This is a genomic window from Pseudoramibacter faecis (genome assembly GCF_036289405.1).
Taxonomy (GTDB): Bacteria; Bacillota; Clostridia; order Eubacteriales; family Eubacteriaceae; genus Pseudoramibacter; species Pseudoramibacter faecis.
This window is the reverse complement of record NZ_JAYFFI010000016.1, coordinates 21,326-46,965: the sequence shown is the minus strand read 5'-3', so window position 1 is coordinate 46,965 and position 25,640 is coordinate 21,326. Positions and strand designations below refer to the sequence as shown.

Sequence of the window (25,640 nt, the reverse complement as noted above, 5' to 3'; positions counted from 1 at the left end):
AGGTGTATAGAGAATAACTCGATTCAGGATAAATACTAATTAGGTCGGGGATAACTCCGGCCATTTTGTGATGAAAGAAAACCTGCTATTAAGAGTCAGATTTTTGCTTGACTTTTCTTAGCAGGTTTTAGTGCCTGGAATTGATCGTATTTTTGGAATTTGGGCAGGGAAATCGGCAGTCGCATGTATCAAAGATAAAACCGGAGAGATCATCAATTTTAATCCATTTGAAAATTTTAAGGTTGTGTGTATCACACGTCAAATCCATCTCTGTTTGCTCTTACGTTTGGAAAAGTGTATAAAGTGATGGGTCGAGATAGTGAAAAGCGGCAGCGGGATTTTCTCAGGGATGTTGCAAAATTCTAAAGTCGGGAGCAAAGAACAGCGATAATATATGGGAAATTTTTTAAAGTTCCACTTTTTCTGCAAGATGCGCGGGGATTCGCTATAATAAAGACAAGAACAATTGGGGGGCAACCATGGCAAGCAATTTTGATTTTTTAGGGGATCAACAGGATTTAAAACATTACGAGGCGTCGGCAAAGAATCTGGAGCAGCTTTACGGCATCGGTGCCTATGCCGCGGTGCTCACCGAGTCACGCACAATTGCGGAAAATCTCGCGAAGGAGATGCTTGAGCGGGCGCGGATTCCGGTGGGCGAGCGGGCCACATTTAACGACAATCTGAAGGCGCTGCGCGGGACGAACACGCCGAAAAAAGTCATAGATGTGTTTTTCGCCGTCAAAGGGTGGGGGAATAAAGCAGCCCACACTCTCGATCAAAGGACACAAGCCGAGGCGCTCAAGGCGATTCGAGCGATTTATGCGCTGCTGGGCTGGCAGTTTGTGGCCCGCGGTGGCGATCGCGCGGCGATTGCGCGTTTTGAGCCGCCGCATGCGTTGTATCAAACGGCGGAGCGCAAGCTGATTTACGTGCAGACGGCGGACAATGTAGACGGCCGGTGGCCGGCCTACGACGGCGCGGAGAAAATCGGCGAGGCTTCTGTGCCGGAGGGCGATTTCGAGGCGAATTGGGAACCCGGCAGCGATTATCTGCTGGGCGTGGCCCAAAGACGCATCAACCAATACATGACAACGGCCGGGGTGCCCGGGGTGGCGCAGTGGAGTGAGTTGGCCTACCGCAAGCAGGATAAAAGCTGGTTTCGCGATCACGATGTGCATCGGGTGCTCGACCGTTCGGGGATTAGGCACCAGCCGGGGCTCACGGGCAATGAATGGTATCATATGGATCTGGCGACGGCCAAGCGCGCCATTGCCGCCGTGAAGGCGGGGCAGGCCGCCATCGATCAGCCGGCGAAAGCCGCGGCGATTGCCCTGCGTCCGGAGCAGCGGGCGGCCATCGATCAAACGAAGAAGGTCTTTAAAAAAACCGACAAAATGCTCTGGAATGCCAAGATGCGCTTCGGCAAAACCATCACGGCGCTGCAGCTCATCAAGGAGGCGCGGTATCCCCATGTGCTGATCATGACCCATCGGCCGGTGGTGGATGACGGCTGGTTCGACGATTTTAAAAAGTTAGACCTTGCGGCGGCCGGCTATCATTATGGTTCGAAAAAATCCAGCGAGCCCTTCGACCATCTGGCCAGCGGCGGCGGGCCTTTTGTTTATTTTGCAAGCCTGCAGGATCTGCGCGGGTCCGAGAGGGTCGGCGGCAAGGCGGGAAGCAAAAATGAGATGCTTTTTGCCACGGATTGGGATTTGGTGATTGTGGACGAGGCCCACGAGGGCACCCAGACGGAACTGGCCCAAAATGTGCTGGGTCAGGTGGTGCGGCCCGGGGCGACCCGTGTGCTCACGCTTTCCGGCACGCCCTTTAATCTGCTGGATCAATACGAGAAGGAGCAGGTCTACACCTGGGATTATGTGATGGAGCAGCAGGCCAAGGCGGACTGGAGCCAGGCGCATCCGGATTTGCCCAATCCCTATGAAGGGCTCCCCCAGGTTAGCATGTTCACCTTTGAAATGAGCCGCCAGTTTAAGGATGCCCTTTTTCAAAGTGACGACAAGCGGGCCTTTAATTTCAAGGCGTTTTTTGAAGTGAATGCGGCCGGCCGTTTTGTGCACGAGGCCAAGGTGAAACAATTTCTCGACAACATCACCACACCGGACCCGGCCACGAACTATCCCTTTTCGACCCCGGCCTTTCGGGACTGTCTGCGCCACACGCTGTGGATTTTGCCCGGGGTGAAGGAAGCCTCTGCGCTGGAGCGGCTGCTCAAGGGGCATCCGGTTTTCGGCATGGATTACAAGATTGTGAATGTGGTGGCCCAGGGGGATAACGGCGGCGTCGCGTCGGAGGGCGATGTGGCCCAGGTGAAGGCGGCCATAGGCGAGGATCCCGCGGCCACCAAAACCATCACCCTGACTGTGCGCAAGCTCACCACCGGGGTGACCATTGCCCCCTGGACGGGGGTGCTCTTTTTGGCCAACACCACCAGCGCCATGCAATACCTGCAGGCGGCCTTTCGCGCTCAGACGCCCTATGCCAGCGAGACCTTTGGCCAAAAGACCCGGTGCTATATCTTCGACTTTGCGCCGGATCGGGCGCTCACCGTGATGACCGAGGCCACAAGACTCGGCACCGGCGCCCAGCGCGACAAGATGGCCCAGCTCATGAATTTTCTGCCCATCATCGGGGAGGGCGGACAGGGCATGCGGCCCTACTGCTGACCCGGCTCAAGCGGGTCTATGCCGAAAAGGCCGTGAAGAGCGGCTTCGACGACGATTCGCTCTACAGCGACGAGCTGCTCATGCTCAGGGCCGGCGATCTTTTGGCGTTTAACGATTTAAAGGCCATTGTGGGCACCACCAAAAAAGACAAACGCCCCATGGTGATCGACGTGAACCATCAGGGGCTCACCGATGAACAATACGACAAAGCCACGGCCGCCGAGCAAAAGCCCCGCCGCGCCCGCACCGCCGAGGAGCAGGCCGCCATCGACCAGATGAATGCGCTCAAAAAACAGCGCAAGACCATGATTTCGATTCTGCGGGGGATCTCCATTCGCATTCCGCTGATGCTTTACGGGCTGGATGTGCCTGTTGGTGATGACGTGCGCGTGGAGAAATTTGTGGATGCGGTGGACGACGCCTCCTGGGCCGAGTTCATGCCGGCGGGGGTGACCAAGGCATTGTTTCGGAAGTTCACCAAATATTACGATGCGGAGGTCTTTGTCGAGGCCGGGCGCATCATTCGGCGCCAGGTGAAGGCGCTGGACGATCTGCCCCCGATCGAGCGGGCCGAGGCCCTCGTGCCCATTTTGGCCACCTTCTGCAACCCGGATAAAGAAACGGTGCTCACGCCCTGGCGGGTGGTGAACCTGCAGCTGGGCCAAACCATCGGCGGGCTCTCTTTTTATGACGAGGCCTACGAACACCAGACGGTGGCCGGCCGGCCAGCGCGCCACTGGATCCAAACGCCGGTCAGCTCCCGGGTCTATCACTGGGACACAAGGATTTTGGAGATTAACGCGAAAACGGGCCTCTACCCGCTTTATGCCGCGCTGTCGTGTTTTGATGAGGGGCGGCGGCGGCTTGCGGGCTCCTTGCCCGCGGCCGAGCAGATCAAACTTTGGCAGCAGGTGCTCGCGAAAAATATTTTTGTGGTGGCGAAGACCCCCATGGCCGCCGCCATTGCCAGACGCACCCTGGCCGGCTATCACCCTTGGAAGACGCAGATTGTTTATGTCGATGGCCTGGTGGCCCTCGCCCGGGCGGATGCCGCGGCCGCCGCCGAAAGGATTGGAAGGGAATTTGGAAAGATGAAATTTGATGTGGTGATCGGCAACCCGCCGTATCAAGAGGAAGTGGCAAAGAAAGAAACGGATAACGGCCAAAAGCGCGTGACAAATATATTTCACTACTTTCAAATTTTAGCAGATAAATTAGCGAAAGATTGTACCGCACTTATTTATCCCGGTGGGCGGTGGATCCAAAGATCGGGCAAAGGTATGAGCAAATTTGGCTTAGAACAAATTAACGATCCACATTTGTCAAAATTGATTTATTTTGATGACGCAAGGGATGTATTTGATCAAGTGGAAATTTCGGATGGAATTTCTATTGTCCTCAAAGAAATGAAAAAAACAAATAAAGTTTTTGACTATGAATTTATCAAAGATGGCAAATCCCAATGCATTAAATTGGCAGCGCCTGGTGAGAAAATTTTAGTTTTGAATCCGCTTGAGGGAAAAATAACTCAAAAGATTGATCAATTTGTTGAGAAAAATGGTTTGAAATATATTGCTGACAGTGAAGCAATCAATCAAAAACTTTTTAGAATCGAGAGTGATTTTGTAGAAAAGAATCCGGAAAAAGTAGAATTATTAGAAGAGAGTGAAAGCATCGATTATTCAAAATATATCAAACTCTTTACAAATGATAAAGCGGGAAAAACAGGTAGGGCAAAATGGTATGTTGTAAAAAGAGAAGTGATTAAATATAATGCTGATTTTATAGATAAATGGAAAGTAACGGTATCAAGTGCAAATGCCGGTGGACAAAAAAGGGATAATCAAATCTCTGTAATGGACAATCATTCAGCATTTGGAAGATCGCGCATCGCCCTTAAGACATTCAAGACACAACAAGAGGCTAAAAACTTTTTAAAATATGCAAAAAGTAAATTTATTCGCTTTGCATTTTTGCTGACAGACGAATCTCTTACATCTTTGGGAAAAGAAGTTCCGGATATTCTTGAATATCATAATGAAAATGCTTTGATTGATTTTTCACAAAACATAGATCAACAGTTGGCTGAGTTGCTGGAGTTGACTGAGGAAGAAATAAAATATATTAGCAATCGTATTGAAAGTTTAAGATAATGAAAAAAGGCTTAATCAAATCCAAAGCCCGGGTGCAGCAACACGGCGAGGTGTTCACCCCGGCGGCCGTGGTCGAGCGGATGCTCGACCTGCCCGGGGTGCGCGCGGCCTGCGAGACGCTCACGGCCACCTTTCTGGAGCCTTCCGCCGGAGAGGGCGCCTTTCTCGTGGCGATTTTGCGGCGCAAGCTCGCCGCCGCCCGGCGGGAGAGCACAAGCGCTGCGGCTTGGCATCAAAAGGCCCTTTTCGCGCTCACCACGCTCTATGGCATCGAACTCTTGGAAGACAATGTGGAGATGCTCGTGATGAACCTGATGGAGGCCTTTCGCACCGGCTATGAAGCGGGGCTGGCCGATTTTGACGCCGCGCCCGATCCCCGGGTGACGGCGGCCGCCCGGGTCATCATCCAACGCAATATGATCCAGGGCAACGCCCTGACCGGCGTTACCGGTGCCGGCGAGCCCATCGTCTTTACCCAGTGGCGCCTGCTGCCCCCTGATGCGGCCGATCTCGAAACCCTGTGCGTGGCCGTGAGCCACCACGAAATGGACGAGCTGCTTGCAGCCGAAGAAGAAGATGCGGCGCTTGCGCCCGAAACGGAGGAGCAGGTAGCCATGGACCTTTCCGCACTCATGCCGGGGGCGGCCGCCGGGGCGCCTGACGAGAGGGTGGTGCCGATTTTATCGATTGGGGAAAGAGCATCACCGCAGTGAAAATCCAATCTGCCAGCTTTTGCTCAATCCCAAAAGTTGGCTGATTTTTTTGTGTAATGGATCTTTTCCTATATTCGCGAACGTTTCATCAAACAAGATATTTCAAGCAATCGGATTAAAATGAACACCTCCGGTGCATCAACAAGTTGAGACTTCCTATTAAATAGGGTATAATATCCTCGAAAAAGGAACCGCCAATGAACAGCAGAACATTTATCCAAACATTTGAATTTATCAAGCAGTGGAAAAGATTGGGATTTGATGATGAGGATTTGCGCAGGCTTGAACTTGAAATTATGCGCCATCCCGAGGCGGCGTCGATCATGGAAGGAACCGGTGGTCTCAGAAAGATGCGATTTGCTTTTGACGGACTTGGAAAAAGCGACAGCTCGCGCGTTTGCTATGTGGATTTCTTGCTATATAAAACGGTCTATCTGGTTACGGCCTATCCCAAAAATAAGAAAGAAAATCTGACAAAGCACGAAAGAAATGAGATCAAAAAGGTTATCGCGTTGCTCGAAGAACAGATCAGAGAGAAGGTCGGAGGTGAAGGTGATGAGTGAACTTTACAACAGCATTATGGCAGGATTAAATGAGGCGGCCAAAGACGCACAGGGGAAAACGTCTTTAAAGCGAAATACGGTGACGGTCGTTCCGGTTAAACGATATTCTGCGGAAGAGGTAAAAAATATTCGAAAAGATACAGGCATGTCTCAACGCGTTTTTGCTGAATATATGGGTGTCTCTAACAAAACGGTGGAAGCGTGGGAAGCTGGAAAAAACCACCCGTCTGGTGCAGCAAGCCGCATTTTGAGCATGATGGAAATCAATCATCAGCTGATTAAGGAATATCCGTTTGTGACGATGGGGTAAAAAGTGTCATGGGGGACCTTTGGTTTGAGCACATATCAACGGCGGGTTTAGCGTCAAAAAGGATTCGCGCAAAGGAAAGGCAATATCACGCAAAAGTTCACCATCAACAAGAGGTTGTGGCCGATTCCGGGCGAACGGGCGTTTCCGGCGGGGCTGGCGCCGAAAATGTCGGCGGCAGCTCCGGTGATGGATCCGGCAGCACGGAATAAAAAATTCAAGCCATCAAAAAAGGACCTTTGCGGTCCTTTTTTGGTGCCCGGCTACCTTCGAATAAAATGGGTGGCGTGGCCGCGTTCCATTTCAGGGGCGGCCAGGTGATGCTTTTGTCCGAGTTCGATGCATTTGAGCAGCCAAGCCATGTTGCGGCCGAGATTGCGCAGGGTCTGCAGGCCCTCGGCGTCCTGCTCCACGTCTGCGGCGGTGAAGCCATGGACCTCGTTCCAATAGGACGAGCCCACAACGGGCATATTAAACAAGCCGTAATAATGGTTCATCTGGTCGAGGGTGGAGACATCCCTGGCCCTTCGGCAGGAAGCGACCGAGGCTACGGGCTTGTGATCGAAAATGCCGTTCTTCGCGTTGTAGCAGCTGTAGAACACGCGGTCCATGAAGGCCGTCATCTGGCCCGAGGCCGAGGCGAAATACACCGGCGAACCGAAGACAAAGCCGTCGAAAAACTTGGCGACGTTCACAAAGTGATTGATGAGATCGTCGTAGACACAGCGGCCCTTTTTCCGGCAGACGCCGCAGGCCAGACAGCCGGGCACCGGTTTGTTTTCGATCCAGAAAAAATCCGTACTCACGCCGCCGGCTTCAAGCGCCGCGGCCACTTCCCGAAGTGCGCGGTCGGTGCAGCCGTGGGCGTGCGGGCTCCCGTTGACCAGTAAAACTTTCATTTTTCCCCTCCTCCTTGCCATTGGCCATTGAATTTATTATAGAAAGGGCGCGGGGCGCGCGCCAAAAAAGAAATTTGTGCAGATGTGCGAAAATTCGCGCGCAAAACCGGCCGGTGCCGTTTGGGGCATCGGCCGGGCAGAGGGGGCCATAAGATCAGGCGTAGAAATCAGAGACGGCTTTAAAAAAGGCGTCGATGTTTTCCCAGGGGGAAAGCGGCGGCACGTCGCAGCCCGAAGAGATCACAAAATTTTTGTAGCCGCTGCATTTTTTGAGCAGTTCGGTGGTCGCCTCGTAAACGCCGTCCGGCGTGCCGTTTCTGAACTGGCTGGCCGGGTCGACATTGCCCATGGCCACGCAGTTTTCCGGAATCAGCGGCATCATTTCGGCCATGTCGATGGCATTGCCGAAATGGAACATCCGGCAGCCGTTGTTGACGATGGTGTCGATGGTCTGGATCGCGGAGTTGCCGCAGTTGTGATACACCACGAGGAAGTTTTCATCCTGAACCGCGTCGACGATCTGCTTCACATAAGTTTCGGAGAATTCCTCGGCGAGATCGTCCGATAGCAGACCGGCCAGCGGTTCGGCCATGACGACGCCGTTGGCGCCGGCTTCTTTAAAGGCTTCGATATAGGCGATTTGGAATTCCGTGACCTTTTTCAGCGTTTCATGCACCAGTTCCGGCTCGTCAAAGCAGAGCATCAGCGAGGTGGAGACGTCCAACAGGCGGCCGGCCAAAGAATAGGGCCCGATGACTCCGGCTAAAATCGGCCGGTCGGTAATGAGATCGGCGGCCAGGCGGATGGCCTTCACGCAGACGCCGGTTCTCGCGTCGCCGACCACCGGCACGTTCAGCGCCTTGGCGTCGTCCATGGTTTCGACGATGGAGCCCACGACCGTCGGCACGTCTTCGTCGGAATAGCGCACGTCGGAGCCGAAGGCTTCCGCTTCCACTGAAAGATCCATATAGCTTAGGGACGCGGCGCAGGGGGTGAGATCGGCGATGGTCTTCATCCCCTTGGCCTGCAGCTCGCTGCTGCGAACCAGATCGTTTACCGTGACGCCCATCTTCTGAACGGAGGGGAAGGACAACACCGGCAGGGCGGTCTTCTTGTCCGCGGCGATCATCGCATCGACCCAGTCAAACATATTCATTTCTCGATTCTCCTTTTTCTAAAGTAGTGCTTATAGTATAAAGGGTTGCATGCCTCTGCTTTGGTAAAAGTCTGATATTATTGGTATTTTATTTTGATATTTTTGGAGGAGAAGCGGCGGGAGCACGAGATTTATTTTAAAAATACGTGGTGTTTTGACCGTCTGCGGCGGATGGGATGGGGCCTTTTCGGGCGGCGGGCGGCCAAAAATTTCAGATTTTCATAAAACAATGACCAAAAACGCCAACGGGAGCATTGGACGGCCACGGCAGATGCGAAGGCCTGCGGCGATGAGGCCGATTGAATCGCTGAGAGAAAAAGCAGGACCACGGCGCGAGGGACATCCGTTGGCTTTGGAACAAAAATTATATTATGTATCGGCCAAATACATTCGGCCGTTGCTCGAACAAGGGTTTTTGCAAATGACCATTCCGGATAAACCCAAAAGCCGAAATCAACGGTATTATGCGCGCCGCTAAAAGCATCGGCAAAACCTCTAAATTTTTATGCCAATACAACCGTGGCGCCCGATCCGCCGTGTTATAATAAGCGAAAAGCAATTCCTTCAAATCAGGGATGATGTTCATACGAGTTCAAAATCAGAAGGCACTTATGCAATTTTATTGTCCGGTTAAACTTTATGAAGGGGAAAATGTGGTGCGCGCCCACGCGTCCGAGCTTGCGGCGCTCGGCACCAAAGCGCTGATTGTGACGGGGCGCCACTCGGCAAAGGCCTGCGGCGCTTATGACGACGTGGTCGCGGCGCTGGAGAATGCCGGCATCGGGCACGCGCTGTTTGACGCGGTGGAAGAAAATCCCTCGGTGGAAACGGTGATGGACGGCCGCGACCTGGGGGTGGCCGAAGGGGCGGACTTCGTCATCGGCATCGGGGGCGGCTCGCCGCTCGACGCCTGCAAGGCCATCGCGCTGATGATCCGCCACGCAGATCAAGACGCGGCCTATCTCTATGATGGGGCGGCGTCCTCGGACGCGCTGCCCGTCGTTTGTGTGCCCACCACCTGCGGCACCGGATCCGAGGTCACGGCCATCTCCGTGCTGACGCGCCACGATCTGAAGGTCAAGGGCTCGATTCCCCACCGTATTTTCGCGCGGCTGGCCCTGCTGGACGGGCGCTATCTCGCGGCGGCGCCCCGGCATATCCTGGCCAACACCGGGGTGGATGCCTTCGGTCATATGGTGGAAAGCGTGGTGAACGCCCAGGCCGACGATTACAGTCGGATGTTTGCCTTTGCGGGGCTTAAGCTCTGGCAGAAGAGCAAGGCCGTGTTCGCCGGGGAGCGGGCGGCCACGGCGGCGGATTATGAAAATATGATTAACGCCTCGGCGATGGGCGGCATGGCCATCGCGCATACCGGCACCACCCTGCCCCACGGCTTAAGCTATGCATTGACCTATCACCTCGGGATGGCCCACGGCGCGGCCATCGGCTATTTTGAGGCCCGCTATCTCGACGCGGCCCCGGCGGATCAGCGGGAGGCGGTGCTCGAGGCGTCCGGCTTCGCTTCGACGGCAGAGCTGCAGGCGTTTTACGATGCGGTGTGTGACAGCAGCATGGTCACGTCGGAAATTTTGACCCGGGCGGTGGACGAGCTGATGCAAAGCGAAAAGAAGCTCGCTTTGGCGCCCTTTGACGCGAGCCGGGACGTGGTAGAGCGCATTGCCGGGCTGCGATAATGTTGCGAATTTTTATAGGACGCCGGCCGGCGTCCTTTTTTAATGGAAAAAGCCCGCTGAAGCGGGCTTAAAAACGGCAGGCTATGACCTAATGGAACGCAGCAGACAGGTAAAGGTGATGACGCCGTCCTTCCAGCGGGCAGTGATGCGGCCGTGATATTTGCGGCAGAGACTTTCGGCCAGGGAAAGGCCGATGCCGTAGCCGGCTTGCTCCGGCCCGTCGACGTGATGGGTCGCATCGCCCCGATAAAAACGGTCGAAAAAGCGCTGATAGTCGACACCGGCGCCATCGGCGTAATCGTTGGCGACACTGAGCAGAACTGTTTCCCGGCGGAGGCGGCTCTGGTAGCATTTCAGCCGCAGGCGGATGGTGCCGCCGTCGTCACAGTATTTGACGGCGTTGTCCAGCAGGACGGAAACGAGCTTGTGCATATCGCCTTCGCCGCCGGTCAGGGTGATGTCGGATTGAATATCCGTCTCAAGATGTTTGCCGCTTTGCCGGGCCAGACCGCTCAAGGCCTCGGCCGTCTCGCGCGTTACAGCCGAAAGATCCACGGGGACGATGCCTTGGGCGTTTTGTTTTTCGTCGGAGCGGGTGATGAGCACAAGCTCCTTTACCAGTTCGTCCATGCGGGCTACCTGTTTGAGGGTGGAGCGTGTCCATTCGTTTTCGCCGCCGAGCATCTCGGAAAATTCCGTATTGGAGCGGATCACGGCCAGGGGCGTTTTGAGCTCGTGGCTGGCATTGGTGATGAATTGTTTTTGACGCTCGGCGTTTTGGATCATTGGGCGGATGGCCAGCCGGGAAAAAGAGCGCACCAGCCAGTAAATGATGAACATTCCGGTCAGACAGATGACGACGGTGATGGCCGCCAGGCGATAGGCGGCGTAGATGCCGTTTTGATAATCGAGGGCGGCGATGACTATGCTGCCGTCGGGCCGCTTTTGGTATTGGTAAAAATAGGTGCCGTATTGCCCGAAGGGCTTTTTCCGGGCGAGCATTTTTTTGGCCAGGATTAGGACGTCGGCCTTTTGGAGGTTATCGGTGCGCACCAGCAGAACGTCCGCCGCGCGTTTTTTGTTCAAGATGACCGTGAAATAAGAGATGCCGGAGAGGTACTCGATGTCAAAAAAATTGAAGCCATCAAAGGGACTGATGGCCGTTTCCCCGTTGGTGCTTTCTTTGGCGTCGGCACTTTTGAGACGGCCGCGATCATCGATGATGGCGCTGAGGGTGTGGCGGATCTGATAGCGGGCGGAGATGGTCTGGGCGATGTTGAGCAAAGAGCCGATGCCCACCATCACCAAAAGGACGGAGAGCATGGTGACCCGGATAAAACGGCTGCGCAGTGCTGTGATTTCGCGTGTTTCCATGGTGATTCTCCGGCGATCAGGACGCCATGATTCGATAACGGCCCGGCTCGGGCTCGGCGATATGCACCCGAGAGGCCACAGCGGCAAGCTTGGCCCGAAGATAAGAGAGGTAGAGGGTGAGGGCCTCGCGGGTCGGAGACGTGTCGTGGCGCCAGACGTGATCCAAAAGATAATCGGCGGGCAGGGCGGTGTCCGGATGCAGGATCAACAGCCGCAGCAGGGCGCATTCCCGCTGAGAAAGGGTGACGGAGTTTTCGGCGGTGAGGGTTTGGGTGTCGGTATCGAGACTCAGATCGCCGAATTCAAGTCGGGGCGACTGCGTCGTTTCCCGGCCGCGAATCATGGCCTTGACCCGGGCTATCAGCTCCTTCAGGGCGAAGGGCTTGGGCAGGTAATCGTCGGCACCTGCTTCGAGCCCGGTCACCCGGTCGTCCACCTCGGCCTTGGCCGTCAGCAGCAAAATCGGGATGGTATCTCCGGCGGCGCGGATCTGCTCGGTCACGACAAGGCCGGAGAGTCCCGGCATCATGATGTCGAGAATCGCCGCGTCGTAAATCTGGGTTTGCAAATGGGATAACGCTTTTTGCCCGTCCATCACGCTGTCGACTTCATAGCCGGCGTGGACGAGTGCCATGGTGACGACGCGGTTGAGATCGGTGGTGTCTTCTGCAAATAATAATTTCATAAAAGATTCTCCTCGTTTTCGGCCGGCGTCATGGACCCAATCATCTCGCGGATGGTCTGCATCAAGATGTCGGCGGCGGCCAATTCGTCGGCACAGCGCTTGAGCTCGCCGGCGATCAATTCGGTGTTGGCAGAGAAGGCGCGCTTATACTGCAGTTTATGCTCCAGCGCGGCCCAGGTATCCATCGAAATGGTGCGCAGCTGGATCTCGGCATCGTAGCCGTCAACGCGCACAATGAGGTGATAGCTGCGGTAGCCGTTGGGCTTGGCGTGGCGGATGTAGTCCTTCTCTTCGACGATGGTGAACTGGTCCGAAGCGGCAATGTAATCCCGGATGAGGAAGACATCGCTTAAAAAGGGACAGACCACCCGCAGACCGACGAGATCGTGCAGCTGGGTCATGACGCTGTCAGTGGTTTCGGGGATGCCCTTGCGCCGGCATTTCTCCCGGGCACTGGCCTCGGACTTGATGCGTGTCAGCAGATGATCGATGGGATCGTCGCCGGTTTCAGCAATGGTCTGCGCCCGCAGCGTTTCAAGGCTTTCAAGCAGGCGATTTCGGGTGGCGGCCAGCGCTTCGGCGTGGCGGCCGTAAAGGGATGATTTTTCAGGCATGATTTTTTCCTTACCCATAAAATAATGATGATGCGCGCGGCGAACGCGCATTTGACGCGGATGGTAGTTAAGTATAGCCGGTCTTTCCGCAAAATGGCTTAAGCCTTCGATGCTTAAGAGGCGAGGCAGGGCTTAGCCATCCATTAGAAAGGACCTTATTCGTCTTGAATGCAGCGGCCTTCTTTCCGGGAGACGCTGAAGCGCCCAAGGAAAGCGGCGGCTTCTTTCAGTGCGCGGAGAATGCAGCCGTGCGCGGGCGGCCCCCGCTAACCGGCAAAACTTTTATTTTTTTCTCCTCACAGACGAACGGATTTTTAATTCATATATAAAAAGGTGGCGCGGCGAGCATCAAGCAGATAAAGTTATGCGTTGGCTGGATTTTGCGTCGGAGCTTTTGGGAAAAGGCGGCTGGTCTGTGGTATACTGAAGGCAAAGCGTGAAAGGAGGCGAAGGGAAGCATCATGAAAGAAAGACGGTGGCTGATCGCGGTTTTGGTGATACTGGCTCTAGGGTTTACCGGCTGCGCTGACTGGACGGCCGAGCGAAACGCGGGAGAGATCGCCCAGTCCAGGGCCAAAAAGCTCATGGACACCCGTGAGGACGTGCGGGTGGTGGACGTGCGCACCGAAGCGGAATATGCCGCGGGCCACATCCGTGGGGCCGTTTCCATCCCGTTGGGGCGCATCACTGGCCGGGCTAGCGTGGCCAAGGCGCTGCCTGATCGGAAGCAATGGATCCTGATCTATTGTCACAGCGGACGCCGCGCCCGGATCGCTGCGGGCAAGCTGGCCGAGCTGGGTTATACAAAGGTTAGAAGCTTCGGCGGCATCACCACCTGGCCCTATGCATTGGTGACGGATCAGGGGGGACAAAAGCGTTCGGAGGAAAACCGATGAACATGACGGATGCGTTGGTGCGCCTCCCTTTTTGGGAGCTTTTGACGGTGAAAGAACAAAAGGTGCTGGCTGTTCGGGCGGTGATTCGCTGGGACGGACCGGGGCAGATTGTCTACGGGGGACAGCACGATTGCCCGGGCTTGTTTTTGGCGCTTTCCGGGGAGCTGCGGGCCGCCATGCTCTCGGAGGCAGGCCGGGAGATCACCCTTTACCGGGTGGGCGCCGGGGAATTTTGTGTGCTTTCGGCCTCCTGCGTCATCAGTCAGATCACTTTTGATACGCAAATCACAGCCGACTCGTCCTGTGAGCGCCTGGTGATCGACACCGTCGCCATCGACGGCCTCGCCGGGAAAAACCTCGCCCTGCGCTGCGCCCTTTATGAGCAGGCCCTCTGCCGATTCTCGGAGGTGATGTGGATCATGCAGCAGATTCTTTTCACGGGGGTGGATTGCCGGCTGGCCACCTTTTTAATAGGGGAAGCCGACCGAATCGACGCCCTCGAGATTGCCATGACCCACGAACAGATCGCCCGGCATATCAGCTCGGCCAGGGAGGTGGTGGCTCGCATGCTTAAGCGCTTTGCCGCTGGGTGCAGCTGCACCGGGGGCGCGTCGCCGTGACGGATCCCGGCGCCCTGCGCCGTCTGGCGGCTGTCGAAAATTAAAAAATGAAAAATGAGACGTGGTCACAGAAGGCCCTATCTTTTTTGATACACTAAGCTCAAACGGCAAAATAACCGGCCCTTGGCCGGGCACCGAAAGGAGATATCATGGGTTTATTGGATTTTTTAAAGGGCTCTGACATTAACGCCGGCGTGGCGGCGTTTAAACAGACGGCGCAGGCGGTGCTTTTGGACGTGCGCACCCCGGAAGAATACCGGCGAGGTCGGATCCCCGGCGCGGTGAACCTGCCTCTGCAGCAGATTGCTTCAGTGGAAAAAAAGGTGGCGGACAAGGAAACCCCGTTGTTCGTGTATTGCCTCAGCGGGGCGCGCAGCGGGCGGGCCGTGGCCAGGCTTAGGGCCATGGGCTACACGCAGGTGCGCAATATCGGCGGGATCAACGGTTACCGCGGTTCCCTCGAAGGATGAGAAAGGAAAAGGTGATCAGATGAAAGTTGTGATTGTGGGCCGGCCAACCGGCGGGCGCGCATCGCGGCGGATAATATCTGCGGCGGCGACAGCCGCTACGACGCCTTCTGGAGATTGTCGATCATCAAGTTTTTCGACCGGACGGGCGGCCGCATCCTTGGCGCACAAATTGTAGGCTTTGAAGGGGTGGACAAGTGCATTGACGTATTGGCCGCGGCTATTCAGGCGGGGATGACCGCCGCCGGGATCAAGGCTCTCGATCTGGCCTACGCCTCGTCCTATTCCTCGGCCGAGGATCCGGTGAACACGGCCGGCTTTATGATTGAGAATCTGCTGACAGGCAAGGCGGAGCAATACCACAGTGACGATGTAGCGGCGCTTCCTCGGGATGGCAGCGTGACCCTGCTGGATACCCGCCCCCAGAGGAATACGCCCGGGGCCATGCAGTGGGATTTATCAATATCCTCCTGAACGATCTGCGGGAGCATCCCGGGGAAATCCCTGCCAACCATCCGGTTTATGTCATATGCCGGAGCGGGCCGCGCAGCTACCTGGCCCGTCGAATTCTTGAACAGGAAGGCTTTGACAGTTGGCATTTAACTGGGACTACGGCTTTTACGCTGCGGTGACCGCTGGCACCCCCGCCGCCCGGGCGGCAGCTATGAAGCCGCCATGAAGATCGTCGCCACCTAGCCGGCACCCCCGCCGCCCGGGCGGCGGGGGACTGCGGACTGGTGCGGGCCTGATACTTGCCGTCGGGTGATGCCGTCGGTTTTTTATGCCTGCGGACCGGCCGGTTTGCAATGGCATCAAGGCCTTTCGAGAAACAGTTACGGATTGAAAACAAAAGCGAGAGGGCATTTAAAGAAATTTAAAATGAAATTTGGATGAAAATAACGGAAAGTGGCTGAAAAAGGCATCAAGATAAGCGATAGTGAATAAAAATGACGGAAAATGCTTGACATTAATCATTAATGCCACTATACTGATATTAAAAGTGAGGAGACCTATGTTAACAAAAGGCAGACAAAAAATTATTCTTCACGTGTTGCAGGAACGGGGATCAGTGACGGTGTCGGAGCTGACGGCGCTTCTGGACAGTTCAGAATCGACCATTCGCCGGGATCTGCACGCGATGGACAGCGAGGGCTTGCTTAACAAGGTGCACGGCGGTGCGACAGCCATTGAGTCTGTCCCCTTTTCCACCCGCGAGAACACCATTGGTCTCAAGCGCACTCAGCAATTAGAGGAGAAACAGGCAATTGGAAAGCTGGCAGCCGGGCTTGTCGGGCGGGAGGATTTCGTCTTTGTGGATTCCGGCTCGACCACCGAAGCGCTGGCGGCAGCCATTGCGAATCCGGCGGCGCTTTCGGCGATCTATGTCACCAATGGCCTCATCCAGGCGGAGCTGCTCCTTCGCAAGGGCTGCACGGTGTATGTACTTGAAGGGCGGCTGCGTGCCGAGACCGAGGCTATCGTCGGCTCCGGGGCTATGCTCAGCCTTGAGAAATACCAGTTTACGATGGGCTTTTTCGGCACCAACGGCATCGATCTCGAGCGGGGCTACACCACACCGGATGTTGAAGAGTCCCAGATCAAAACCTCAGCCTTTGCCCGCTGTGAAAAGCCCTTTGTGCTGGCCGACGCTTCCAAATTTAACCAGATTACGCCGGTGACCTTTGGCGATCTTGCCGGCGCTGCCATCATCACCGATCGCCTGCCGGATGCCCGCTATGGGCGCTACACCACCATTATGGAGGCCAACAAATGATTTATACGGTAACCTTTAATCCTTCGCTGGATTATATTGTCGATGTGGAGCACTTTACGCTGGGGCAGGTCAACCGCACCACGGCAGAGCTGATGTTCCCCGGGGGCAAGGGCATCAACGTGTCCATCGTGCTCAAGAACCTGGGCATCGGCTCGGTGGCTTTGGGCTTTATGGCCGGCTTTACCGGGCGGGAAATCGCCGCCAGGCTCACGGATTATGGCGTGGTCAGCGATTTTATCACCATTAAACACGGCCTGAGCCGCATCAATTTAAAACTGCGCAGCGACGAGGAATCGGAGATTAACGGCATGGGGCCGGCGATTGCCGACGCGGATATCGCGAAGCTTTACGATAAACTGGATGCGCTGAAGGCAGGGGATACCCTGGTGCTTGCAGGCAGCATCCCGGCGAGCATGCCCGGCGATGTGTACGAAAAGATTATGGCGAGGCTGGCAGACCGCGGCATTGCCATCGCGGTGGATGCCACGAAAGATCTGCTGCTCAACGTGCTGCCCTACCATCCTTTTCTCATCAAACCCAATAACCACGAGCTGGGTGAGATGTTCGGCGTCGTGCTGAAAACCGACGATGAGATCGCGGCTTATGCGAAAAAACTGCAGGCGGGAGGCGCCCGCAACGTGCTGGTCTCGATGGCGGGAGACGGGGCGATTTTCGTGCCGGAAGACGGCCCGGTGCTCAAGTCCGCGGCGCCGAAGGGCGTGGTGAAAAATTCCGTGGGCGCCGGCGATTCGATGGTTGCCGGATTTTTGACCGGCTACACCCGAAGCGGCGGCGACATGACGGCCGCCTTTAAAATGGGGCTGGCTACCGGCAGCGCCAGCGCCTTTTCCGATCAGCTGGCCACTGAGGCCGAAGTGAAAAAAGTATTCGATACGATTCCGGCGATCCAAACACTCAGTTAAGAACGTTCCGAAATCACGGCATTATCCAAATTTAAACGCAGGGGGAAACAATGCGCATAACGGATTTACTCAAAAAGGAAGGGATCGAGCTCAATGGGCCGTCCGCTTCCAAAGAAGCGACCATCGCGAAGATGGTTGATCTGATGGCGGCCACCGGTAATTTAAGCGATCCCGAAGGCTACAAAGCCGCGGTGACCAAACGCGAAGGCGAAGGCACCACCGGCATCGGCGACGGCATTGCGATTCCACACGGTAAAACCGCTGCGGTGAAAAGCGCCGGCCTGGCCTGCATGGTCTGCAAGGACGGCACGGAATACGAGGCGATGGACGGTGCGCCCGTCAATTTGATCTTCGCCATCGCGGTGCCGGACAATTCCGACGATACCCATCTTGAGCTGCTATCAAGGCTGTCGATGATGCTGATGGACGAGGGCTTCCGCAAGGATCTGATCGCCTGTACCGACAAGGATCAGTTCCGCGCGATTATCGACGCCAAGGAAACGGAAAAATTCGGCCCGGCCGAACCGAAAGCCGAAGAGACGGCGGCCAAAGCCGGCTACGACATTCTGGCCGTGACCGCCTGTCCCACGGGCATCGCCCACACCTATATGGCGGCGGAAGCTCTGGAAGAAAAGGCGAAGCAGCTGGGTTATACCGTGAAGGTGGAGACCAACGGCTCCGGCGGGATTAAAAACGAACTGTCCGACGAAGACATTGCGAATGCCCGGGGCATCATTGTCGCGGCGGACAAGAAAGTGCCGATGAACCGCTTCGACGGCAAGCGCGTGCTCATCACCAAGGTGGCGGACGGCATCAACAAGCCGGAAACGCTGATTAACGACGCGCTGTCGGGCAAGGCGCCGGTGTTTCACGCGGAAGGCGCAGCCGAAGTGTCTGTCGGCGACGACAGTCAGGAAGAATCCGCCGGACGCGAGATCTATAAAGATCTGATGAACGGCGTTTCCCACATGCTGCCCTTTGTCATCGGCGGCGGGATCATGATGGCGCTGTCCTTCCTGCTTGACGCGGGCAACGCCGGCGCCTCCTTCGGGACGGGCAATTGGTATGCGGCGTTCTTCAATCAGGTGGGCAACGGGGCCTTCGCCTTCATGCTGCCGGTGCTCGCCGGCTACATCGCCATGTCCATTGCGGACCGTCCCGGTCTCGCAGTCGGCTTTGTCGGCGGCTGGCTCGCCAAAGAAGGCATCGTCTTCGGCACCTACAAGGGCCATTTTGCTCTGCTGTATTCCGGGCTTGACGGCGTGACGCTCGTTTCCGCCGGCTTCCTCGGGGCCATGGCCGCCGGTTTTATCGCCGGTTACCTGGTGCTCGGCCTCAAAAAGCTCTGCTCGCATCTGCCCGAATCTCTGGAGGGCATCAAGCCGACGCTGATTTATCCCTTTGTCGGCATCTTGCTCATCGGCATCGTGATGACGATTATCAACGTACCGCTGTCGGCGCTGAACAAAGTGTTATACACCGCCCTTGAAAGCATGGGCAATAGTTCGAAGGTCGTGCTCGGTCTGATCCTCGGCGGGATGATGGCCATTGACATGGGCGGCCCTTTCAACAAAGCGGCTTATCTCTTCGGCACCGGCATGCTTGCCTCCAACAACTTCTCGGTGATGGCGGCCGTTATGATCGGCGGGATGGTGCCGCCGCTGGGCATCGCTCTGGCGACCACCTTCTTCAAGAGCCGTTTCACCAAGCGGGAACGCCAGTCCGGGATCTCCTGCTATGTGATGGGCCTGTCTTTCATCACCGAAGGGGCGATTCCCTTTGCGGCGTCGGATCCGGGCCGCGTGATTCCCAGCTGCATCGTGGGCTCGGCGGCAGCCGGCGCGCTCTCAATGGCGTTTAACTGCACCCTGCGTGCCCCCCACGGCGGCATCTTCGTCTTCCCAGTGGTCGGCAACTGGCCGATGTATCTGGTGGCGCTGCTGGCGGGATCGGTGATCACGATGGCTTTGCTCGGCATCCTCAAAAAGCCGCTGCCGCCGGAAGAATCCGGCCTTGGCCAGTAATCGGATATCGGCCACTCCCCGCGCCTAAAGGGTGGGGAAGTGAACAGAAATAAAAGTGTGCTGATTTTTAAATGTATCAGTTGAAAAACTCTGAAAAAAATTGAAAAAAGATTGGCATTTATTCAGGCACGTGGTAAAATAATGCCAGAACAACACCTTATCGTTTCGAATAATTAAAGTTTAAGGAGAACAACGATGAAAGAATTTACGTACACCATCACAGATCCGGCAGGGATTCACGCACGTCCGGCAGGCATTCTGGTCAAAAAGGCGCAGCCTTACGCATCCGAAATTACCATCGACAAGGACGACAAACAGGCGAATGCCAAAAGCATGCTCTCTGTGATGGGTCTGGGTGCTAAAAACGGCGATGTGATTGTCGTCAAGGCGGACGGGGCCGATGAAGCGGACGCTGCTGCCGATCTGGAAACTTTCTTCAAAGAAAATCTTTAAGCCGATAATCGTCGGAGCTCAGGCTCCGAGATTCACACAGCGCTGAGCGGAAATTATTTCGCCAGCGTTGTTTTTGATTGCAAGAAATACAGAGCATATAAAAACAGGCAGAAGACGTTTTTTTTCCCGTTAGCAGAGCCGAGCTTATGTTACAATAAAGGCTACAAACTCGAGCTGCGGGCAAAATGCGAACACAAAGGGGGGAGAGTCATGCCGAATTCATTTTCATCAGACGGCGACGCCGCGGCGCAAGCCGACATCATGCGGGCGTTGGCGCGGGCGGCCAACCCCGACGGCGCCCGAAACGGCGATGAATACGAACGCATCAAGGCTGAAAAGGCCAATCAGAATCCCGATTCGAAAAAGGAGGCGGAGCAAATCATGGCGGATAAACGGGAGCAGAGAAGACCAACGACGGTGCTGGCCAGCGGGCGCACAGCAGATGAAGTATCGCCGCGCCCCGGCCATATGAGCGGCGCCAGGCACACACGCCTGGCCGGTCAGCCCGGAGACGGCGAACAGAGGACGCCGGACTCCCGGCCGGCTGCCGGCGTGAATCAGCGCATCCGCCGGACGGGGACGACCTTGGCCAGCGGCCGCACGGCGGATGAAGTATCGCCGCGTCCGGAGCATTTGTCAGATTCATCCCATACGCAGCTGGGCAATGCGCCGGCGACCGAAACGCAGCCGGCCGCCGCTCCGCCCCGTCGCCGGCGGCGGAGCGGCACGGTGCTGGCCAGCGGTCACACCCCGGATGAAGTGTCGCCGCAGCCCGGCCATCTGCCCGGCGGCTCGGTCTATACCAATTTGGGCAGCGGCAGCGATGAAGACGATGCGTCGGCGGCGGATGACGGTTATGTCGAAATGCCTTCGCGTCAGGCGGGCATCAAGCGTACGAAAACCGTCCTCTCTTCCGGGCATTCCTTTGCCGAGGTCTATACCCAGGAAGGCGTCTCGCCGGACCTCGACCAATTCCTCACCACGGATCAGGCGGTGAAGGCGGCGGAAGAAGGTCTGGAAGCGGTGGCCCAGGAAGTGATGGGGGATGCGGCGACGGAATCGCAGACGGCAGCGCCTGAATCGCCGGATGACGTCCCGGAAGCCGTGCCGGATGAGGACCCGGAAGAAGTGTCCGACGCCGTTTTGGAAGCAGCGCCGGAAGTGAATGACGCGGCGCCGGCGGCCGAAGACGCCGAAATAGCAACTGAGGAACCGGAAGCATCAGAGCCGGCAATCGGCGTTGCCGCCCCGGCGGGAGCAGATGAAATGGCCGGGGAACCGGCGGCAGCCGAATCGGCAGCAACCTCAGTGGTGCCCCAGAGCGGGCTCAGCTTTTCAGAACAGATTGTGGCGGCGGGGGGATCGGTGCCCGGCGCAGCGGAGCTGGCCGCAGTTCAAAAGGGCAGCGGCCGCATTGACGATACCTGGTCGACCTTGTCGGATTACGAGGTGAAATGCATGACCGACAAGATGATTTTCACCGATGGCAAAGTGCGCGTGCCGGATGTCCTCATCGATTTTTTTGGCGCCGAATACCGGGAAAAGCGTGTGGTTTTTCTTTTCGAGGGGCGGGAATTTCCGTCTTATCTCGAAAGCGCGAGCGGCGAAGGTGCCTATACCCTCACCTTCAGCCGGGCACTCAGCCGTAAGCTCATGGGAATCTTTCCCCAGTATGACGATTTCTTTGCCCAGGTGCCTTCGGCCGAGAAAGACGCGGCCTGGCCCTATCTGGTGATTGAAAAACTGGATGAAGGCGAGTTTGCGGCCAAGCTCATCATGCCGGCCGATGAAGCGCTGATGCGCAAGCAGAAGCTCTTTGATTTTATCGGGCCGGGCAAATCCCTGGCCGGCTTTGCCGATTCTTACGAACTGCTCTTCTTCAAGCAGTATTTGGCGCAGGCCGACAATTTGTGGCGGGCCGATGTCTTTATGGTGGCCGGTGCGGTGCAGCAGTTTTACAAAGAGCGGATTGCGTCGGGCAAAGCCCAGGATCCCAAGGCGGTCCAAACGCTGGATACCATGGCCGATGCAGGCCTCGATGCGGTGCTCGACTTTTTGATGGACGGCCCCTATCAGACCTATGCGGCGGACGGGTTTATTCAGACCAGCCAGGAGGGCGAGCATTTTTACTTTGCGATGGACCGCGACCTGATGGATGAGCTGTCGATGGACGACAAGAATACGATGGCTGCCCTGCTCGGCGAGAAAATCGATTATTATTTCGGGCGCCTGGATGGCCCCAGTCTTCAGGAAAATCTGAACACCTGGCTCGATGGCTACGCCGACTATTTCGAGCGCGATTTCCGTTATTCTTTTAAAGATGTGATCACCGAGCAGATCCCCGGCAGCATCGAGGGTCTCGGCATCATCGATAGCCGCCGCTACAAGGTGGTGGGCTTTGCCGGCGAGGAGGACTGGGCCGAAGTGCCCTGGGTGGAGATCCTCGACAAGCAAATCGCCCGTTTGCCCAACACGGCGGTGGCGGTGAAATATCTGCTGAGCAAGGACAGCCGCAAGCTTTATCTCGCGCTGACCGTGGGCACAAAACAAATCCAAAACGCCATTGTCAAGGCCGGTCAGCTCGATCCGGATGAGAATTGCAAGGCTTTCGAAATGGCCGTCAGCGACGAAGTGGCCCCCCAGGTGGCGCAGCTGCGCAGTTTGATCAATCCGGAAACCTTTAGCGCTGACACCGACGCCATCGACTTCGATGATCTGCAGTTTAAGGACGCCGTGGTTTTCTATCGGGAATACGACGGCGCCGTGCCGGCGGAGGCTATTTTGGAAAGCGATTTGGAGGCTATGCTTGCGGTCTACGACACCTATCTGCACCGCTGTGTGCTGAAGGACGAAGCGGTGCCCGGGCCGGAAGTATCGGCCGAACCGCCGGCAAAAAAAGAAGTGACGCCGGATGTGCAGGCGCCCGACGATTCAGAAGAAACAGACGTGCCGGACGATGCCCTTGACGCGTTGGATGATGACGGCATCGATTTCGATGATTTGGGCGACTTGGATGCGCTCGACGATCTGGAAGACTTGGATGATTTAGATTTAGCGGATGAGGACGAGCTCGACGATGCAGACACATTCGAAGTGACGGCGGAATCTGAGACGGTGCGTGCGGCACCGGCTTCTGAAACGAGCGAGCCGGCAGAAGCCGACATAATAGAAGCGGTGCCGCAAACGAGCGATGAAGCATCGGCGGAACAGCCTGTGTCAGCGGAAGACGCGGCGCCGGCGGCATCCGGATTGCCGGCTGACGGGGAAGTGCCGGCCAATCCCTTCGATCACGTTATTTCCGATGTGATGGCGGCGGCGATCAACGGCAAAGACAGCGAAGAGGAAACCCATTCTATCGCGGCGCATTATGAAGCTCAGGTGCAGCAGGCCCAAACCGTCGCAAAGCCGACAGAGCCCGGCCTGAATGAAGCGCCAGACGTCAAAGCGCCGGAGTCTCATCCGGCAATGGCGGCACAGCCTGAAGCGTCCCGGCCATCGCCGGCTGTCGAATCTGAGGCCGGTGTGATACAGTCCCCAGTGCAGATGGCGGGCACCCCGCAGGCGGCCGTCCCGGGGCAGCCGGTGGTGAATGCGGCGGCCGGGCCGGTGCCCGGCGGTCAGACGCCCTATGCCCAGGCGGCGGTGCAGGTGGTGGCAAGCGGCAGCGGGCTCACGAAGGAAGACCTGATCGCCGTGCAAAAGGCGATGCTTCAAGCTCAGCTCAAGGCACAGAAGGCCATGCTCAAGGCTGAGCGCCGGCGGCAGCTTGCCGCGGAAAAACGGGCGAAGGCTCTGGCGCCGGCGCCCCGGAGCCGGGCGGATCTGCGCACTGATGAAGTCATGCAGGAAACACCCCTGGATATGGCGGGGCTCATGCGGCAGATCACCCACTACATCTCGGTCGGCGGTTTTCAGTGCGATGCGGGCGATGTGGCCGATCTCTTCCTCGCATTGAAAGCCGGATCTCTGGCGTTAATCACCGGCGGGGCCGGCATCGACAAGGCGGCCTTTGTGCGCCTCTTTGCCGAGGCCGTGGGGGCGAACGCGACCAACGGCCGTTTTAAGCTTGTGCCGGTGCGGCCGGGTTGGGAGAACGGCGACGGGCTGCTCGGCGCGTTGGGCGAGGGCGGCAAGTTTGTGCCCGGGGCCATCACCGATGTGGTGGCTGCCGCGACGGAGAATCCGGATAAACCCTACTTTATCGGCCTGGACGAGATGACCCTGGCGCCCACCGAAAAATATTTCTCCGAGATGCTCTCGGTGATGAACAGCGCGCGGCCGCAAAACGGCCGCCTGGTGACGGATCCCTTGCTGGGAGCCGAGGCCTTTGGTGGCGACACCGAGGCCCGGGACTATTATGGCGATTTGACCCTGCCGGACAATCTCTTTTTCATCGGAACCGTCAGCAATGAAGAAGCGCGCCGCGGCGTCAGCAAGCGGCTGATCGAGCGCGCGGCGGTGATCGAGCTCGGCCAGCAGGATCTGTCGCTGGTGCCGCCGCCGGCCACCGTGCCCCAGCCCTACTGTTTGAACAGCGATTGCTTTCGCCGGGATATCTTTTCCCTCTCGGCGGTGGTCAATCATCGCAAGACCATCACGGACATGGTGACCCTGCTCAATGTGATTAACGGGATTTTGCGCCGGGCCGATGCCCAAATCGGATTCCGAGTGCGGGACGAAATCTGTTTCTTCTTGTATTACAATGCGGAATACGGCCTGATGGCGCCGGAAACCGCCATTGATGACACCATTGCCCAGAAGATGATCCCTCGGATTGCCGGGACGGCGGCGGAAATCGAAACGGTGCTGCGGGAATTGTTTAAGATCTGCGCCGGCACCCAGGACGACGACGCGATTGATGAGCCGTTTGATCCGGCATCGGGGCTTTTCCCCAAAAGCGCAACTAAACTGGCCGAGATGGCTGTTCAGCTGAGCGTGTCGGACAAGGCCTCTTATTGGAAATTGGCTTAACGCTTAGCGTCAAAGCTTAAGGCAATCATAACCCGAGGCGTTTTTTCGGGTGATGATTGCTTTTTTTAAGGATTCTGCTTTAGACTAGGAGCATATCAAAAATCAATTTAAGGAGTTTTTTAAAATATGGAAACAAAAGTGGCAAAGAAGAAAAGCTGGAAGCCGATCGTGCTGAATATTCTTGGTATTATTTTCGCCGTGGCCTTTTTCTACGGTATTTTTTATTCAGTGCAGTCCGTTGCATCCACGGTCGCCCAGTATAAAGCCATGGGAACGAATATTCCCGGAAGTTACGTCGTGCAGCAAATTATTTCCGCGATTATGAACGTGGCGTTGCCGTCGTTGTTTTTTAGTGCGGGGTCGTTTTCGATGGCGTATTTGGTCGGCAAAGCGGAACAGGGCGTGGCTCCTGCCGCCGATGAAACAGCGGCAGAACCGATTAAAGCCGCGAAAGCAGTAGTGGAAGAAAACGCTGCAGACGAAGCGGAAAAAGCCGACGATAATGAAGTAGCTAACGAAGCAATCGAAGCAGAAGCAAAAGAAGACGCTGCAGAATAAATAATCAAACGTAATGAAAAGGCGATGCCGTGGGCATCGTCTTTTTTGTTTGTCTTAAAGTTAATAGCTAAACAGGCAAGCCCCAAGGCGCGCCATTCTCTCTGGC

General features: G+C 56.4%; 23 protein-coding genes. 18 read left to right on the top strand and 5 right to left on the bottom strand.

Annotation, left to right across the window (positions count from 1 at the left end; all coding sequences use genetic code 11):
- Positions 1-479: 479 nt before the first annotated feature.
- The 5 genes from V3C63_RS09685 (at position 480) to V3C63_RS09665 (ending at position 6,429) form a co-directional block, all read left to right on the top strand.
- On the top strand, positions 480-2,690 hold the full coding sequence (locus V3C63_RS09685) for a DEAD/DEAH box helicase (RefSeq protein ID WP_329887574.1): 2,211 nt from the start codon (positions 480-482) through the stop codon (positions 2,688-2,690).
- 32 nt (positions 2,691-2,722) lie between these two features.
- Positions 2,723-4,843, top strand: coding sequence for an Eco57I restriction-modification methylase domain-containing protein (locus V3C63_RS09680; RefSeq protein WP_329887573.1), 2,121 nt, complete (start codon positions 2,723-2,725; stop codon positions 4,841-4,843).
- Positions 4,843-5,556: a DNA methyltransferase family protein gene (locus tag V3C63_RS09675; protein WP_329887572.1), complete on the top strand. Its 714-nt coding sequence runs from the start codon at positions 4,843-4,845 to the stop codon at positions 5,554-5,556. The genes V3C63_RS09680 and V3C63_RS09675 overlap by 1 nt, the downstream gene beginning before the upstream one ends.
- 197 nt (positions 5,557-5,753) lie before the next feature.
- Complete coding sequence (locus V3C63_RS09670) at positions 5,754-6,119, top strand: addiction module toxin RelE (RefSeq protein WP_329887571.1); 366 nt, start codon at positions 5,754-5,756, stop codon at positions 6,117-6,119.
- A complete protein-coding gene (locus V3C63_RS09665; RefSeq protein ID WP_329887570.1) occupies positions 6,112-6,429 on the top strand; it encodes a helix-turn-helix domain-containing protein in 318 nt (105 codons plus the stop codon). Before V3C63_RS09670 ends, V3C63_RS09665 begins: the two co-directional genes overlap by 8 nt.
- A 260-nt stretch (positions 6,430-6,689) precedes the next feature.
- Here the strand turns inward: V3C63_RS09665 and V3C63_RS09660 are convergent, their stop codons facing one another.
- Positions 6,690-7,325: a flavodoxin family protein gene (locus tag V3C63_RS09660; RefSeq protein ID WP_329887569.1), complete on the bottom strand. Its 636-nt coding sequence runs from the start codon at positions 7,323-7,325 to the stop codon at positions 6,690-6,692.
- A 154-nt stretch (positions 7,326-7,479) separates the two neighbouring features.
- Entirely contained in the window at positions 7,480-8,481 is a 1,002-nt protein-coding gene (locus tag V3C63_RS09655) for a uroporphyrinogen decarboxylase family protein (RefSeq protein ID WP_329887568.1), read from the bottom strand.
- A 229-nt stretch (positions 8,482-8,710) separates the two neighbouring features.
- Between V3C63_RS09655 and V3C63_RS09650 the strand changes: the two genes are divergently transcribed.
- Positions 8,711-8,959, top strand: a complete 249-nt coding sequence (locus tag V3C63_RS09650) for a Fic family protein (protein WP_329887567.1) — start codon at positions 8,711-8,713, stop codon at positions 8,957-8,959.
- Positions 8,960-9,092: 133 nt separating this feature from the next.
- Positions 9,093-10,175 carry an iron-containing alcohol dehydrogenase family protein gene (locus V3C63_RS09645; RefSeq protein ID WP_329887566.1) on the top strand — a complete coding sequence of 361 codons (1,083 nt, stop codon included), beginning with the start codon at positions 9,093-9,095 and terminating at the stop codon, positions 10,173-10,175.
- An 81-nt stretch (positions 10,176-10,256) separates the two neighbouring features.
- On the opposite strand, the gene V3C63_RS09640 is transcribed toward V3C63_RS09645, so the two are convergent.
- Genes V3C63_RS09640 through V3C63_RS09630 form a run of 3 tightly spaced genes read right to left on the bottom strand, consistent with a single transcriptional unit; the run spans position 10,257 to position 12,848 of the window.
- The gene (locus V3C63_RS09640; RefSeq protein ID WP_329887565.1) at positions 10,257-11,549 is read right to left on the bottom strand and encodes a sensor histidine kinase; all 1,293 of its coding nucleotides are present in this window, start codon (positions 11,547-11,549) and stop codon (positions 10,257-10,259) included.
- Between the two features lie 16 nt (positions 11,550-11,565).
- Positions 11,566-12,234 carry a response regulator transcription factor gene (locus tag V3C63_RS09635; RefSeq protein ID WP_329887564.1) on the bottom strand — a complete coding sequence of 223 codons (669 nt, stop codon included), beginning with the start codon at positions 12,232-12,234 and terminating at the stop codon, positions 11,566-11,568.
- Entirely contained in the window at positions 12,231-12,848 is a 618-nt protein-coding gene (locus V3C63_RS09630) for a GTP pyrophosphokinase (protein WP_329887563.1), read from the bottom strand. The genes V3C63_RS09635 and V3C63_RS09630 overlap by 4 nt, the downstream gene beginning before the upstream one ends.
- 461 nt (positions 12,849-13,309) lie before the next feature.
- On the opposite strand from V3C63_RS09630, the gene V3C63_RS09625 reads away from it, so the two are divergent.
- The 11 genes from V3C63_RS09625 (at position 13,310) to V3C63_RS09575 (ending at position 25,534) form a co-directional block, all read left to right on the top strand.
- Positions 13,310-13,744: a rhodanese-like domain-containing protein gene (locus tag V3C63_RS09625; RefSeq protein WP_329887562.1), complete on the top strand. Its 435-nt coding sequence runs from the start codon at positions 13,310-13,312 to the stop codon at positions 13,742-13,744.
- Positions 13,741-14,364 carry a Crp/Fnr family transcriptional regulator gene (locus V3C63_RS09620; RefSeq protein WP_329887561.1) on the top strand — a complete coding sequence of 208 codons (624 nt, stop codon included), beginning with the start codon at positions 13,741-13,743 and terminating at the stop codon, positions 14,362-14,364. Before V3C63_RS09625 ends, V3C63_RS09620 begins: the two co-directional genes overlap by 4 nt.
- Positions 14,365-14,513: 149 nt before the next feature.
- Positions 14,514-14,834: a rhodanese-like domain-containing protein gene (locus V3C63_RS09615; RefSeq protein ID WP_314605227.1), complete on the top strand. Its 321-nt coding sequence runs from the start codon at positions 14,514-14,516 to the stop codon at positions 14,832-14,834.
- Positions 14,835-14,948: 114 nt separating this feature from the next.
- On the top strand, positions 14,949-15,305 hold the full coding sequence (locus V3C63_RS09610) for a hypothetical protein (RefSeq protein ID WP_329887560.1): 357 nt from the start codon (positions 14,949-14,951) through the stop codon (positions 15,303-15,305).
- Positions 15,281-15,463, top strand: coding sequence for a rhodanese-like domain-containing protein (locus V3C63_RS09605; protein ID WP_329887559.1), 183 nt, complete (start codon positions 15,281-15,283; stop codon positions 15,461-15,463). The genes V3C63_RS09610 and V3C63_RS09605 overlap by 25 nt, the downstream gene beginning before the upstream one ends.
- 380 nt (positions 15,464-15,843) lie before the next feature.
- Positions 15,844-16,605, top strand: a complete 762-nt coding sequence (locus V3C63_RS09600) for a DeoR/GlpR family DNA-binding transcription regulator (RefSeq protein ID WP_329887558.1) — start codon at positions 15,844-15,846, stop codon at positions 16,603-16,605.
- Positions 16,602-17,528, top strand: a complete 927-nt coding sequence (gene pfkB, locus V3C63_RS09595; RefSeq protein WP_329887557.1) for a 1-phosphofructokinase — start codon at positions 16,602-16,604, stop codon at positions 17,526-17,528. Before V3C63_RS09600 ends, pfkB begins: the two co-directional genes overlap by 4 nt.
- Positions 17,529-17,578: 50 nt before the next feature.
- Positions 17,579-19,552, top strand: coding sequence for a PTS fructose transporter subunit IIABC (locus V3C63_RS09590; RefSeq protein ID WP_329887556.1), 1,974 nt, complete (start codon positions 17,579-17,581; stop codon positions 19,550-19,552).
- A 195-nt stretch (positions 19,553-19,747) separates the two neighbouring features.
- Positions 19,748-20,005 (top strand): HPr family phosphocarrier protein, encoded by a 258-nt coding sequence (locus V3C63_RS09585; RefSeq protein ID WP_006597448.1) that lies wholly within the window; start codon positions 19,748-19,750, stop codon positions 20,003-20,005.
- A 210-nt stretch (positions 20,006-20,215) separates the two neighbouring features.
- Positions 20,216-24,976 (top strand): MrcB family domain-containing protein, encoded by a 4,761-nt coding sequence (locus V3C63_RS09580; protein ID WP_329887555.1) that lies wholly within the window; start codon positions 20,216-20,218, stop codon positions 24,974-24,976.
- Positions 24,977-25,102: 126 nt separating this feature from the next.
- Positions 25,103-25,534 carry a hypothetical protein gene (locus V3C63_RS09575; protein ID WP_329887554.1) on the top strand — a complete coding sequence of 144 codons (432 nt, stop codon included), beginning with the start codon at positions 25,103-25,105 and terminating at the stop codon, positions 25,532-25,534.
- Positions 25,535-25,640: the final 106 nt, after the last annotated feature.